This window comes from Enterobacter sp. BIGb0383 (assembly GCF_003751845.1).
Taxonomy (GTDB): Bacteria; Pseudomonadota; Gammaproteobacteria; order Enterobacterales; family Enterobacteriaceae; genus BIGb0383.
Map to the genome: position 1 here is coordinate 249771 of NZ_RJKQ01000002.1, position 13396 is coordinate 263166.

The 13396-nt window shown below is 59.3% G+C and carries 11 protein-coding genes; 2 read left to right on the forward strand and 9 right to left on the reverse strand.

The genetic code is table 11. From position 1 onward, the window contains the following. Position 1: 1 nt before the first annotated feature. The 4 genes from hutU to hutI all read right to left on the reverse strand — a co-directional run bounded on the left by hutU (position 2) and on the right by hutI (position 4777). On the reverse strand, positions 2 to 1687 hold the full coding sequence (hutU, locus tag EDF81_RS09540; protein ID WP_123347917.1) for a urocanate hydratase: 1686 nt from the start codon (positions 1685 to 1687) through the stop codon (positions 2 to 4). A 135-nt stretch (positions 1688 to 1822) separates the two neighbouring features. After that, entirely contained in the window at positions 1823 to 2554 is a 732-nt protein-coding gene (locus tag EDF81_RS09545; protein ID WP_123347918.1) for a histidine utilization repressor, read from the reverse strand. 52 nt (positions 2555 to 2606) lie between these two features. Continuing rightward, the gene (gene hutG, locus EDF81_RS09550) at positions 2607 to 3557 is read right to left on the reverse strand and encodes a formimidoylglutamase (protein ID WP_123347919.1); all 951 of its coding nucleotides are present in this window, start codon (positions 3555 to 3557) and stop codon (positions 2607 to 2609) included. Further along, positions 3554 to 4777 (reverse strand): imidazolonepropionase, encoded by a 1224-nt coding sequence (hutI, locus tag EDF81_RS09555; RefSeq protein WP_123347920.1) that lies wholly within the window; start codon positions 4775 to 4777, stop codon positions 3554 to 3556. Before hutI ends, hutG begins: the two co-directional genes overlap by 4 nt. Positions 4778 to 4942: 165 nt before the next feature. Here hutI and EDF81_RS09560 point away from each other — a divergent pair, with 165 nt between their 5' ends. Further along, a complete protein-coding gene (locus EDF81_RS09560; protein WP_123347921.1) occupies positions 4943 to 6226 on the forward strand; it encodes a putative acyl-CoA thioester hydrolase in 1284 nt (427 codons plus the stop codon). Positions 6227 to 6283: 57 nt separating this feature from the next. On the opposite strand, the gene pgl is transcribed toward EDF81_RS09560, so the two are convergent. Further along, on the reverse strand, positions 6284 to 7279 hold the full coding sequence (pgl, locus tag EDF81_RS09565; protein WP_123347922.1) for a 6-phosphogluconolactonase: 996 nt from the start codon (positions 7277 to 7279) through the stop codon (positions 6284 to 6286). Positions 7280 to 7485: 206 nt separating this feature from the next. On the opposite strand from pgl, the gene EDF81_RS09570 reads away from it, so the two are divergent. After that, on the forward strand, positions 7486 to 8304 hold the full coding sequence (locus EDF81_RS09570; protein WP_123347923.1) for a pyridoxal phosphatase: 819 nt from the start codon (positions 7486 to 7488) through the stop codon (positions 8302 to 8304). On the opposite strand, the gene modC is transcribed toward EDF81_RS09570, so the two are convergent. The 4 genes from modC to katE form a co-directional block, all read right to left on the reverse strand. Beyond that, complete coding sequence (gene modC, locus EDF81_RS09575; RefSeq protein ID WP_123347924.1) at positions 8305 to 9363, reverse strand: molybdenum ABC transporter ATP-binding protein ModC; 1059 nt, start codon at positions 9361 to 9363, stop codon at positions 8305 to 8307. It lies immediately after the preceding gene. 3 nt (positions 9364 to 9366) lie between these two features. After that, positions 9367 to 10056 (reverse strand): molybdate ABC transporter permease subunit, encoded by a 690-nt coding sequence (gene modB / locus EDF81_RS09580; RefSeq protein WP_123347925.1) that lies wholly within the window; start codon positions 10054 to 10056, stop codon positions 9367 to 9369. Next, on the reverse strand, positions 10056 to 10826 hold the full coding sequence (modA, locus tag EDF81_RS09585) for a molybdate ABC transporter substrate-binding protein (protein WP_123347926.1): 771 nt from the start codon (positions 10824 to 10826) through the stop codon (positions 10056 to 10058). Before modA ends, modB begins: the two co-directional genes overlap by 1 nt. Positions 10827 to 11018: 192 nt before the next feature. Continuing rightward, positions 11019 to 13283, reverse strand: a complete 2265-nt coding sequence (gene katE, locus EDF81_RS09590) for a catalase HPII (protein ID WP_123347927.1) — start codon at positions 13281 to 13283, stop codon at positions 11019 to 11021. Between the last annotated feature and the right edge of the window lie 113 nt (positions 13284 to 13396).

Consider the following 13396-nt stretch of genomic DNA (forward strand, 5'->3'; position numbering starts at 1 on the left):
ATTAACGCGGCTCCTGGGTGGCCGGGACAGAGGGCAGATTCAGCCCGTGTTCGACGGCGCAATCAATGGCTGTAGCATAACCGGCATCCGCATGGCGCATCACCCCGCTGGCCGGATCGTTGTGCAGGACGCGGGCGATGCGTTCCGCCGCCGCGTCGGTTCCGTCACACACAATCACCATCCCGGCATGCTGAGAAAAGCCCATCCCGACGCCGCCGCCGTGATGCAGCGACACCCAGGTCGCGCCCCCGGCGGTGTTTAGCAGCGCATTGAGCAGCGGCCAGTCCGAGACCGCATCGGAGCCGTCGCGCATCGCTTCCGTTTCGCGGTTCGGGCTGGCGACGGAGCCAGAGTCAAGGTGGTCGCGGCCAATCACAATCGGCGCAGAGACTTCCCCGCTGCGGACCATCTCATTAAACGCCAGCCCCAGCTTTTGCCGCCAGCCTAAACCCACCCAGCAGATACGCGCCGGGAGTCCCTGGAAGCTGATACGTTCCCGGGCCATATCCAGCCAGCGGTGCAGATGGGTGTCGTCAGGGATAAGGGCTTTCACTTTGGCATCGGTTTTATAAATATCTTCGGGATCGCCGGAAAGCGCCACCCAGCGGAACGGGCCAATGCCGCGGCAGAAGAGCGGTCGAATATAGGCCGGAACGAAGCCGGGGAAATCGAAGGCGTTTTCGACGCCCGTCTCTTTTGCCATCTGACGAATATTATTGCCGTAGTCAAAGGTGGGCACGCCCATCTGGCTGAAGGCCAGCATGGCGTTGACGTGAGCGGCTATCGATTTCTTCGCGGCCAGCACGGTTCCGGCAGGATCGGATTCCGCCCTCTGCTGATATTCCTCCCAATGCCAGCCCGTCGGCAGATAGCCACGTAGCGGGTCGTGGGCGCTGGTCTGGTCGGTGACCAGGTCCGGTCGCACGCCGCGGGCCACCAGTTCTGGCAGGATTTCAGCTGCGTTGCCACACAGAGCGATAGAGACCGCTTTACCGGCGGCGGTGTAGTGCTTAATTCGGGCAAGCGCGTCGTCGAGGGAATCGGCCTGCTCATCGACATAATGGGTACGCAGACGAAAATCGATTCGGCTCTGCTGACACTCAATCGTCAGGGAGCAGGCCCCGGCCAGGGTCGCGGCCAGCGGCTGCGCCCCACCCATTCCGCCAAGGCCAGCGGTCAGCACCCAGCGCCCCTGCAACTTGCCCTGATAGTGCTGGCGTCCGGCCTCGACAAAGGTCTCATAGGTCCCCTGCACAATTCCCTGGCTGCCGATATAGATCCAGCTTCCGGCGGTCATCTGGCCGTACATCGCCAGCCCTTTCGCATCCAGCTCGTCGAAATGTTCCCAGGTCGCCCAGTGCGGGACCAGGTTGGAGTTGGCGATCAGCACCCGGGGCGCGTTTTCGTGGGTTTTAAAGACCCCGACCGGCTTGCCGGACTGTACCAGCAGCGTTTCATCGGCCTCCAGCGCCGTCAGCGCTTTGACGATGGCGTCATAGCATTCCCAGCTGCGTGCGGCCCGGCCAATCCCGCCGTACACCACCAGCTGGTGCGGATTTTCCGCGACCTCCGGGTCAAGATTGTTCATCAGCATGCGCAGGGGCGCTTCCGTGAGCCAGCTTTTGGCCGTCAGCGTGGTGCCGCGCGGGGCGCGAATATCCTGCTGACGATAAGGGCGTTGCGACATTGGGATCCTCCGGATCGATGCGGTATGTTTAAATACCTATACTTGTATAGACAAGCATGTGCAAGCCTGGATTTAACAACTAAGATACATTTTTGTTATGTTGCGTCGGCAGTCACGCTTTTGCCGACGCGAGGATCAGGAGCTGAAATGGCCCTGCAAACGATAGCGGCTGCCGGGGAACAGCAGACGAGCGTGGGAAACGATATGCGCCGTAGACCAGGTCCGGCGGCGGATCAGCAGGCAGGGCTCCGTGGGCTGGAGCTGCAGTAAACGGCTCTCTTCCGACGTAGCCTGTACCGCTTCGACAATATGTTCCCCTTCGGTGAGAGGGGCAACCTGCGACAGATAAGCATGTGGCGTCGTGACGGTATAGTCCTGGTGCAGATAGTCCGGCGCGACCGTGGCATTGACGCTGCGGTCTTCAATCTGGACCGGCACATCGTTCTCATAGTGAACCATCAGGGAGTGGAGAATCTCCGTGCCTTCCGCCAGGCCCAGCGCGGCGGCCTGGCGGACATCCGCCTTTATCCTCTCCAGCAGCAGCACCTCGCAGCGATGCCGGTGCTGACGGGAGGCAATCTCATCGGCAATGCTGCGAATTTCAAACAGCGCCGACTGGCCTTTCGGCTCGGCCACGAAGGTGCCGACACCCTGCAGACGCACCAGCAGCCCGTCATCCGTCAGCTCGCGCAGGGCGCGGTTAATGGTCATCCGGCTGAAGCCAAACTGCGCCACCAGCTCCGCCTCGGACGGAATACGATCGTGCGGCCGCCAGACGCCGGTGGCGATCTTCTCGCTAATGGCCTGTTTCACCTTTTCATAGAAAGGCGCAGGGGCAGAGGCAGAGGCGGGTCGGGACGAAAACATAGGGCGAACTTTCCTTATAGTCGTGTTCGGCGGGGGCCGAGTATAAACTGATTTAGCGCCACCAGTGGGCGATTTGCCACGCCAGCCGGGCGGCGATCTTCGCCCCCATGCCCTGATTATCAAATTGGGGATTAAACTCCACCAGGTCCACCGCCTGGAGCTTGCCGCTGCGGCACAGGGGCTCCACAATGCGCAGCAGCTGCGCCAGCGGAATACCCAGCGCCGCAGGTGCGGACACGGCGGGCATTTCATGGGCCGGGAGCACGTCAAGATCGAGCGTCAGATAAATCCTGTCGGCCCCGGCAATTTGTCGCTCGATTTCCGGCAGCACCTGCCCGTTAAAATCGTTCAACACCGCCAGATCCTCAATCACCCTCACCTGCCTGGCGGCTGCCTCATCCCATAACGCCATCGTATTCGCCGCCCGGCTAACGCCGATACAGCAGTACAGAAACTCACGCTGCTGCACGGCGCACTTTTCTGCCAGCTGGCGAAAAGGCGTCCCGGAACTGGCCTCGCGGGCAGCACGTAAATCGAGGTGCGCATCGAGATTGATAATCGCTACCTTCTCATCGGGAAAGGCATCCAGCACGCCCGCTCCGTGGCCGAAAGCCGTTTCGTGTCCGCCACCCAGCACCAGAGTGCGCATCTGCTGGCGCTGGCAGATGAAAACGGCGTCGTGCAGCGCCTGCTGTGCCGCCTCCAGCGCCTCTCCTTCAGGCTGAATATTACCCATATCAACCAGCCGTTCATGGCCCGTATGGCTGGCCATATTCGCCAGCGCCTGCCGAATAGCCTGCGGCCCGTCGGCGGCACCGCTACGCCCCTGGTTACGCCTGACGCCCTCATCGCAGGCAAACCCCAGCAGGGCGATTCCCTGCGGGTCGGGTTCAAAGCGCGGGCTGATACGGACGGTCTGAAACAGCCGCAGGGCGTTGTCGGCCTCCGCGCTGTCATCACGCCCCTGCCAGAGTGCGGGATCGCCGGGATACCAGAGATTCACAGGGTCGCCTCCCCACGGAAATAGCGTTGATAAAGGGGATTACGTCCCGGCTCGTAGACAATCTCCACCGGGTGTTCCGCATCCCACACAGCCGCGTCGGCGACAAAGCCTGACGTCAGCTGGCCGTGACTGTGCTGGCGGCCCAGTGCCTGCGCCGCATGGCGCGTTACGCCGGTCCAGGCCTCTTCGGGGGTCAGGCCAAACTGCACGCAGGCCATATTCATCGCCAGATGCAGGCTGGCAAAGGGGCTGGTGCCAGGATTGAAATCGGTGGCGACCGCCATCGGAACCTGCCGCTCCCGCAGCCGCGCCACCGGCGGGCGACGGGTTTCATTGAGAAAGTAAAACGCCCCCGGCAGCAGCACTGCCACGGTTCCGCTCTGGCGCAGCGCCTCAACGCCCTCGTCGGTGAGATATTCAATATGATCCGCAGACCATCCGCCGTAGCGGCTGACCAGCTCCGCACCGCCCAGGGAGGAGAGCTGCTCAACGTGGCCTTTCAGCGGAATGCCGTGCCGACGCGCCGCGTCAAAAACCCGCTCGCTCTGCGCCAGGCTGAAGCCCACGCTCTCACAAAACAGATCCACTGCCTCAAACAGTCCTTTCTCCCACAGGTCCGGCAGGATCTGCTCGCAGACCAGGGTGATGTAGTCATCCGGGCGATCCCGGTATTCCGGCGGCGTGGCGTGGGCGGCCAGCAGCGTGGGGCTGACCTCGACGGAGTTATGCTGCGCCAGCTCAGCGGCCACGCGCAGCATTTTCTCTTCGCTTGCCAGATCCAGCCCGTAGCCGGATTTAATCTCAATCGTGGTGACGCCCTCACGCATCAGGCGCTCCAGCCTGGCCTGGGCCTGTGACAACAGCGTATGCCGATCGCTGTCGCGGGTCGCGCGTACGGTGGCATTGATACCGCCGCCCTGCGCGCTAATCTGCTGATAGGAGACGCCGTTAAGCCGCTGCTCCCACTCTTTTGCCCGACTACCGCCGAAAATGAGGTGGCTATGGCAGTCGATGAGCCCCGGCGTCACCAGTCGTCCACCAAGGTCGACCATTTTATTACCGGCGCTCAGATCCACTTCCGGGACCACGGCCCGGATACGGCCATCGCGCACGATTAACGCATGGTTATCGAGCAAACCGTAAGGCTGCGGCCGGGAAGGATCGAAGGTCGCAAGACGCGCATTGCGCCAGATTTGGTCATCGCAGGAGAGTCTGGTCATCGGCTTGAGTTGTCATGGGTTGTATAGACATTTATTTGCATTAACGACCACATGTCAACCGGGATTGGGATAAATTTTGTCTCATCGCTTCCCGTTTCGCTCAACTTAGTATAAAAAAGCAGGCTTTGAAGGATTTACTTTTAACCTGCTTAGCTGGAGTGCGTTTTGAACATATTTTCGGTTTCCCGTGCCGCGCTGGCGCTGGCGTTTGGCGTTACGCTGACGGCCTGTAGCTCAACCCCGCCCGATCAACTGCCTTCTGACCAGGCTGCGCCGGGCACCGCAGCTCGCCCGGTACTCACCGCCGGTGAAGCGGAAAACTTTGTGGCGGCCCGCTACTTCTCTGACACCAATCCGTCAGCCGCGGCGTGGAAACCTTTTCCGATTCGCCTGCCGGCGAAAGCGGACTTCGTGGTCGGCCCTGCCGGCGGTGAAGGTGTGACCCACACCACCGTCCAGGCCGCCGTTGATGCCGCGATTGCGCTTCGCAGCAGCAACCGTGTCTATATTCAGATCCTGCCGGGTGAATATGAAGGCACCGTATATGTTCCGGCTGCACCGGGCAGCGTCACCCTGTACGGTGCGGGCGCACAGTCTACGGACACCAAGCTGAGCCTGGCGATTGATTCCGAAATGGACACCACCAGCTGGCGTCGCCTGGTCAATCCGGCCGGGAAATATATGCCGGGTAAACCGGCCTGGTATATGTTCGATAGCTGCCAGAACAAACGCAACGCGACCATTGGCGTGATGTGCTCTGCGGTTGTGTGGTCGCAGAACAAAGGCCTGCAGCTGCAGAACCTGACCATCGCCAACAACCTCGGCGACAGCGTCGATGCCGGTAATCATCAGGCCGTTGCCCTGCGCAGCGACGGTGACCAGGTGCAGATCGACAAGGTCAATATCCTCGGTCGTCAGAACACCTTCTTCGTGACCAACAGCGGCGTTGAAAACCGCCTGCAGAACGATCGTCAGACCCGCACCCTGGTCACCAATAGCTATATCGAAGGCGATGTGGATCTGGTTGCCGGTCGCGGCGCGGTGGTGTTCGATAACACGGACTTCCGCGTGGTGAACTCGCGTACCCAGCAGGAAGGCTATGTGTTTGCGCCAGCAACCCAGGCCAATATCTTCTACGGCTTCCTCGCCGTGAACAGCCGCTTTAACGCGGCGGGCAACGGCGTGGCGCAGCTGGGTCGTTCTCTGGACGTAGACCAGGCCACCAACGGTCAGGTGGTGATCCGCGATAGCGTCATCGGCGAAGGCTTTAATAATGCCACTCCGTGGGCGGCTGCGGCGGCTTCACAGCGTCCGTTCGCGGGCAATACCGGCGTGCAGGATGATAAAGGCAATATTCAGCGTAACCTGAACGACACTAACTTTAACCGCATGTGGGAATTCAACAACCGCGGCGTGGGCAGTAAAGTGGTCGCTGAGCCGAAGAAATAAGGCCGTACTTAAAACGAAAAAACCTCGCCGCGGCGAGGTTTTTTTATGGCTGAAACCTTAGTCGGCGTTAACCACCACCCACATCGGTCCCTGACCCACCGCATAGCGGCCTTTTTCGCTCAGCAGCCCCTGCTCGCCGGTGATTTCGTACACCGCGATATGGTGAGACTTCTGCCCGGCGGCAATCAGGAATTTACCGCTGTGGTCGATATTAAAGCCGCGCGGCTGCGTTTCGGTCGGCTGGAAGCCTTCGAGCGTCAGGACGCTGCCGTCTTCCGACACGCTGAAGATGGTGATCAGGCTGGAAGTACGGTCGCAGGCGTACAGGTGACGGCCATCCGGCGTAATGTGGATATCCGCCGCCCAGCGGGTGTCAGCAAAGTCCGCAGGCATCATATCGAGAGTCTGCACGCACTCAATTTTGCCGTTCGGCGCATTCAGCGCCCAGACGTCCACGGAGCTGTTCAGCTCGTTGACGCAGTAAGCGAACTGCTGATTCGGATGGAACGCCATATGGCGCGGACCCGCGCCTTCTACGGTGGTCACTTCCGCCGGGTTTTGCGCGCTCAGCTTGCCGTCTTCGCCGAGGGTGAACAGGCAGATGCGATCCTGCTTCAGCGCAGGCACCCACAGGGTACGGTTATCCGGGGAGATATTGGCCGAGTGGCAGCCTTCCAGACCTTCAATCGTCTCAACGCTGCCAACCGGCAGACCGTCTTCAAGACGGATAACGCTGACGCTGGCGCCGTTATAGGAGCCGCTAAACACAAAGCGCCCTTCACGGTCGGTAGAGATATGGGTCGGGCTACCCGGCAATGCGGCTTCTCCGGCAAAGCTCAGCGCGCCATCTTCGGCCGCAATGCGATAAGCCAGCACGCGGAATTCCGGGCGGACGCCCACGTAGAGATAGCGTTTATCCGGGCTGATGGTCATCGGCTGGACCTGCCCCGGAACGTCAACCACCTGCACCAGGGTCAACGTCCCCTGCGGGTTCAGACGCCAGACGTGGATCTGCTGGCTTTCCGGGCTGGCGGTATAAACGGTCTGTTTCATGAATTCTCCTTTTTCGCTGCAAGCGGATGCAAATTTTAGCCTGTCTGTTTCTCGGTGCAGGCAATCTGATATCAGGAACGGGTGTACCAGGATAATCTTTTTTGGCGCGAAATGCGCAATTATTGCCGCAGCGTTTTCGCACCCGCCCGCACGGTGTACCATACAGGTCAATTAATGACTCAACATAAACCAGGAATACAACGCCCATGACCTCGCGTGTGATCGCTCTTGATTTAGACGGTACGCTTCTGACGCCGCAAAAAACCCTGTTACCCGCCTCCCTCGAAGCCCTGGCCCGCGCCAGAGAAGCCGGATATCAACCGATCATCGTCACGGGACGCCATCACGTCGCCATCCATCCTTTTTATCAGGCGCTGGCGCTGGATACACCTGCAATTTGCTGTAATGGCACCTATTTGTATGATTATCATGCAAAAAAGGTTCTGGAGTCTAATCCGCTTCCGGCAGAATCTGCCCTGGACGTGATCGCCCTGCTGGAGGAGCACCAGATCCACGGCCTGATGTACGTCGATGACGCGATGCTCTACGAACGCCCGACCGGCCACGTGATCCGCACCCAGAACTGGGCGCAGAGCCTGCCCGCAGAGCAGCGCCCGGTCTTCACTCAGGTGGCGTCGCTGGCCCAGGCGGCACAGGATGCGGATGCGGTGTGGAAGTTTGCCCTGACCGATGAAGATATCCCTAAGCTGCAGGCGTTTGGTAAGCACGTTGAAACCCGCCTCGGACTGGAGTGCGAGTGGTCGTGGCACGATCAGGTCGACGTCGCCCAACGCGGCAACAGCAAGGGCTATCGCCTGAAGCGCTGGGTGGAATCTCAGGGGCTGACCATGCAGGACGTGGTAGCCTTTGGCGATAACTACAACGATATCAGCATGCTGGAAACCGCCGGGATCGGCGTGGCAATGGGCAACGCCGATGACGCGGTAAAAGCCCGCGCCAGCGTGGTGATTGGTGATAACACGACCGACAGCATCGCAGAGTTTATTTACCGCCAGCTGCTGTAATCAGGTGGTAATGGAGACGCTCTTAATCTGCGCATAGAGCCACAGGCCCGGTTTGACGCCCAGTTCATCCCGGGCCCAGGGACTGATACGCGCCCACAGGATGCGGCTTCCCACTTCCAGCTTCACCTCAATCTGGCCGTCGTTTTCAATACAGTCTGCGACTCTGGCACGCAGAATATTACGAATGCTGGACTGAATCGGCGGCTGTAGCACCAGAGAGACATCGGTCGCCTGGATGCGGATGCGCAGGGTGGACTGCAGCGGACGCTCCAGTTTATTGACCCACAGGTGCTGATCGCCCAGCGCCAGCGCGGTCATCGCGTAGTGCGGGTGATGTTCCATTACGCTCACCTTCAGCACGCTGCTCTGCTGATCCTGCGGCAGCCACGGGTTCATCACGCTGCTGCCCCAGACATCCTCCAGACTGCCAAAGGCTTTCACCTTGCCCTCTTCCAGCACCAGCACTTTATCCGCCAGATGGAGAATTTCATCCAGCGAGTGGCTGACGTAAAGCATTGGAATACTGACTTCACGCACCAGGCGCTGCAGATAAGGCAGCAGCTCGCGCTTACGCGGGATATCCAGCGAGGCCAGAGGTTCATCCAGCAGCAGGAGTTCCGGCGCGGTCAGCAGCGCCCGGCCAATCGCCACGCGCTGTTTTTCTCCGCCGGAGAGGCTGCCCGGCAGGCGATCAAGCAGGGCTTCGATACCCAGCAGTGCCACCAGCTTATCGAACTGGGGCTGCATGGTCTTCGCCATCCCGTAACGCAGATTGCCGCGCACGCTATAGTGCGGAAACAGTCGCGCGTCCTGGAAAACGTAGCCAATACGTCGTTTTTCCGGCGGCAGAAAAATATTCTTTTCCGTGTCGCTCAGCACGCGCCCGTTCAGCACGACGCGCCCTTTTTCCGGCCGGGTGAGGCCGCAAATGCCGTTGATAAGAGACGTTTTCCCCGCGCCAGATACGCCAAATATGGCCGTGGTATCGTCAGCAGGCAGGGTCTCATTAATGGTCAGCCGATGGCTGCCGAGGGTCTGGGTGAAATCGAGTTCAAGCATCGGTTATTTCCCCATCCGTTCACGGCTAAGACGCGCCAGCCATTCGGAAACCATCAGCGACACCAGCGCCAGTACGATGGAGATGACGCACAGTCGCGCCGCCGCGCTTTCGCCGCCCGGCATCTGAATCAACGTATACATCGCGGAGGGAATAGTACGGGTTTCACCCGGAATATTAGAAACAAAGGTAATGGTCGCGCCAAACTCGCCCAGCGAACGGGCGAAGGCCAGCACCGTGCCGACAATAATACCCGGCAGGGTCAACGGTAGCGTGATCGTGAGGAACACTCTCCAGCGCCCGGCACCAAGCGTTCTTGCGGCCTGTTCAAGCTTCATATCGACCCCTTCCAGCGCCAGGCGAATCGCCCGCACCATCAGAGGGAAGGACATCACCGCCGCCGCCAGTACCGCGCCGCGCCAGCTAAATGCGAGGGTAAAACCAAACCAGTCGTACAGCCAGGAACCAATAATGCCTTTGCGCCCCATCACCACCAGCAGCAGGTAACCCACGACGACCGGCGGCAGCACCAGCGGCAAATGCAGCAGGCTGTCGAGCAGAGATTTGCCCGGGAAGGTGCAGCGCACCAGCACCCAGGCAAAGAAGATCCCAAAAGGCAAGCTTATCACCACAGCCAGGGAAGAGACTTTAAGGCTCAGCAGGACAGCCTGCCATTCAGGATCCGTCAGTATCATTAGCGCGTAGTAAATCCGTAACGTTTAAAGATTTCCGAAGCCTCCGGCCCTTTCAGATAATCATAAAACGCGCTGACGTCTGCGTTTTTATGACCGTCGATAATCGCCATCGGGTATTCGACCTTTTTATGTGAATCTTCAGGGAAGGTACCAACAACTTTAACCCCTTTGCTGGCAACAGCATCAGAGCCGTAGACCACGCCCAGCGGCGCTTCGCTACGCTCTACCAGGGCCAGCGCGCCGCGGACATCTTCCGCCGGGGCCAGTTTGCCTGACAGCGTATCCCATGCGCCTAATTTTTGCAGCGCTTCCTTCATATAAATACCGGCCGGAACATGGTCCGGATCGCCGACGGCCAGACGGCCACCCTTGAGCAGAGGCGTCCAGTCGGTCTGGGCATTAATGGTGATATCGCCCTGAGCGCTGCTTTTCGGTGCCACAACCACCAGGCTGTTGCCGAGCAGCGTTGCACGGGTGGCGGTATCAATGCTTTTCTTCTCTACCGCGTAATCCATCCACTTCTGGTCGGCGGAGATAAACAGGTCCGCAGGCGCACCGGCTTCAATCTGGCGGGCCAGCGTCGATGAAGAGGCAAACGAAGAGACCACCTCAACGTTTTTCTCTTTCTTATACGTAGTCGCAATATCCTGCATCGCGTTGGTCAGCGAAGCGGCTGCGAATACCGTAATTTTATCCTGCGCCAGCGCCTGACCAGCAACAGAAACTGCCAGGGTAGTGCCAACAACTAACTTTAACCATGAATGTGCCATCGATGTAACCCCTTATATTATGTACCGTTATGTACGGGCAAATATAACGGTACTGGGCGGGTTTTCCCAGCGCTAAATGGTACTCTTTCTGAGGTATACAACGGCAAAAATGGCAAAGACTTGAGGGGAGAAACAGGAATAGCCGTGCAAAAACGCACGATCCCCCCGTCCAGGCGGGGATCGAAAGTGTCGTCAGGCCGCGATGGTTCGGGCCTTCTGGCTGCGGGACCAGATACGATGTGAAGCCAGCGCGGTCAGAAAGGCCTGCATAAAGGCGCTATCCGCACTCTGACGCTCTACCACGCCCTCTTCCTGCTCTTTATCGCCGAGAGCGAACGGGGCTTTAAAACGCCGGGCGTCGCCGCTCAGCCCAATAACTTTCAGGTGCTTATAGGCTTCCAGCAGGAAGTAGCGGGCATCACCGCTTCCCCACAGCGCGTCGATATTCCCGTCCGGGACAATCGCCCCATCGAAGGTCAGGGAAGGCAGACCGCTGAAGGTCGCATCAACCGGCAGCAGAGATCCGTCGTCCGCCCGCACCTCTCCCATATGCGCGGCCAGCAGTTTAGCATGCACGCCCTCGGACTTAAGCTGCCTGAGGATCGTCAGCACGTCGGCGGCTTTGACCCCTTCACCGATCAAGAGCGCTACCTGACGGCCCTTAATGCTCCCGTCCGGCACCGCATACAGGCTCAGGCTCTCGGCTTTTTTCAGACCGTTAACGTCCCCCGGCGGCTGCGTCTTCAGTTGATCCTTCGTGAGAGTAAGACCGAGCTGCGCCGCCACCCCCTTCGCCAGAGAAACATCGATACGCGTGAGCTGATCAACCACCCGCTCGCGGATATAAGCGCGGGCCACTTTGCTCAGTTCAAAAGCAAAGGCGTCGATAATATGCTGCTGTTCGAACGGGGTCTGGCTCAGCCAGAACAGCCGCGGCTGCGAGTAGTAGTCGGCAAAAGACGGGCTACGCTCGCGGACTTTATGCCCTTCGACTCGTTCCTGGTCGCTCTCAAAGCCGCCGCCTTCTGCCGCAGGCGGCGTTTCTCGCGGCCAGTTGTCATTGATGGAGTTCGGCTCGTAGTTAGCCGGGTTGGTATCAATATCCATCCGGTGCATGCCCTGGCGCTGAAAATTGTGCCACGGGCAGACCGGCCGGTTAATCGGAATTTCATGGAAGTTAGGCCCGCCCAGGCGGCTAATCTGGGTATCCGTATAAGAGAAGAGCCGCCCCTGCAGCAGAGGATCGTTGGTAAAATCGAGGCCGGGGACGATATGTCCGGGGTGGAAAGCGACCTGCTCCGTTTCGGCGAAAAAGTTGTCAGGGTTGCGGTTGAGTACCATCTTGCCGACCCGCAGCACCGGTACCAGCTCTTCTGGGATCAGCTTGGTAGCATCCAGCAGATCGAAATCGAATTTGAACTCATCCTCCTGTGGAATCAGCTGTAAGCCGAGTTCGAATTCGGGGTAATCACCCGCTTCAATGGCCTCCCACAGATCGCGCCGATGAAAATCCGGATCGCGACCGGTGAGCTTCTGCGACTCATCCCACAGCAGGGAAGCTTTACCCGCCACCGGCTTCCAGTGGAAACGGACAAAGGTCGCTTTGCCTTCGGCATTGATCATCCTGAAGGTATGAATACCAAAGCCTTCCATTGTCCGATAGCTGCGGGGAATACCGCGATCGGACATGGCCCATATGACATTGTGCAGGGTTTCCGGCTGAAGCGAGACATAGTCCCAGAAGGTGTCATGGGCGCTCTGCCCCTGAGGCATTTCGTTATGCGGCTCGGGTTTCACGGCATGAACAAAATCGGGAAACTTGTGCGCGTCCTGAATAAAGAAGATCGGCGTATTGTTACCCACCAGGTCGAACACGCCCTCTTCGGTATAAAACTTGGTGGCAAAACCACGGATATCCCGCACGGTATCGGCTGAACCCGCCCCGCCCTGCACGGTAGAAAATCGGACAAATACCGGCGTCACCTGCTCAGGATCGCCGAGAAAATGGGCCTTTGTGACTTCTTTCAGGGAGTAATAGGGCTGAAAATAGCCGTGGGCGGCCGAGCCACGGGCGTGGACGATACGCTCCGGAATGCGCTCATGGTCAAAGTGCGTGATCTTCTCACGCATAATAAAGTCTTCGAGTAGCGTCGGCCCCCGGGTGCCAGCCCGCAGAGAGTTCTGGTCGTTGGCGATCCGCGTCCCCTGATTGGTGGTCAGGTGCGCACCCGTCCCGTTTTTGCGGTTGTTTTCCAGCTGCTCCAGCTTGGCGCTGTGGGCGTCGGGGGATTTCAGGCTGCCCGGTGCCGTTGGCTGTTTGCCGGGTGGAGTTGGTTTGGCCGGAGGCGAGTGGGAACCGTCTTTCGGTGCCAGCGATCCCAGCCCCGGTTGAGCCGATTCAGGGCCGGATATCGTCGTGCGATGTTCAGGTTCTTTGTTATTTTGTTCTTTCGACATTACGTTTTGCTCCTGTAAAGGTTGCCTTAACGTAAATAACTATAGAACATGCAGGGGTATATGCAGAGGAAGGCGGGGAAGAGTCAGAGAGCAAAACGCCCGGATAACCGGGC

Bases quoted from the DNA above. Each gene is read 5' to 3' on its own strand.
- EDF81_RS09545 (WP_123347918.1), bottom strand. From the start codon at position 2,554: ATGTTTTCGTCCCGACCCGCCTCTGCCTCTGCCCCTGCGCCTTTCTAT.
- modC (WP_123347924.1), bottom strand. From the start codon at position 9,363: ATGCTTGAACTCGATTTCACCCAGACCCTCGGCAGCCATCGGCTGACC.
- katE (WP_123347927.1), bottom strand. From the start codon at position 13,283: ATGTCGAAAGAACAAAATAACAAAGAACCTGAACATCGCACGACGATA.
- modA (WP_123347926.1), bottom strand. From the start codon at position 10,826: ATGGCACATTCATGGTTAAAGTTAGTTGTTGGCACTACCCTGGCAGTT.
- hutI (WP_123347920.1), bottom strand. From the start codon at position 4,777: ATGACCAGACTCTCCTGCGATGACCAAATCTGGCGCAATGCGCGTCTT.
- pgl (WP_123347922.1), bottom strand. From the start codon at position 7,279: ATGAAACAGACCGTTTATACCGCCAGCCCGGAAAGCCAGCAGATCCAC.
- hutU (WP_123347917.1), bottom strand. From the start codon at position 1,687: ATGTCGCAACGCCCTTATCGTCAGCAGGATATTCGCGCCCCGCGCGGC.
- EDF81_RS09570 (WP_123347923.1), top strand. From the start codon at position 7,486: ATGACCTCGCGTGTGATCGCTCTTGATTTAGACGGTACGCTTCTGACG.
- modB (WP_123347925.1), bottom strand. From the start codon at position 10,056: ATGATACTGACGGATCCTGAATGGCAGGCTGTCCTGCTGAGCCTTAAA.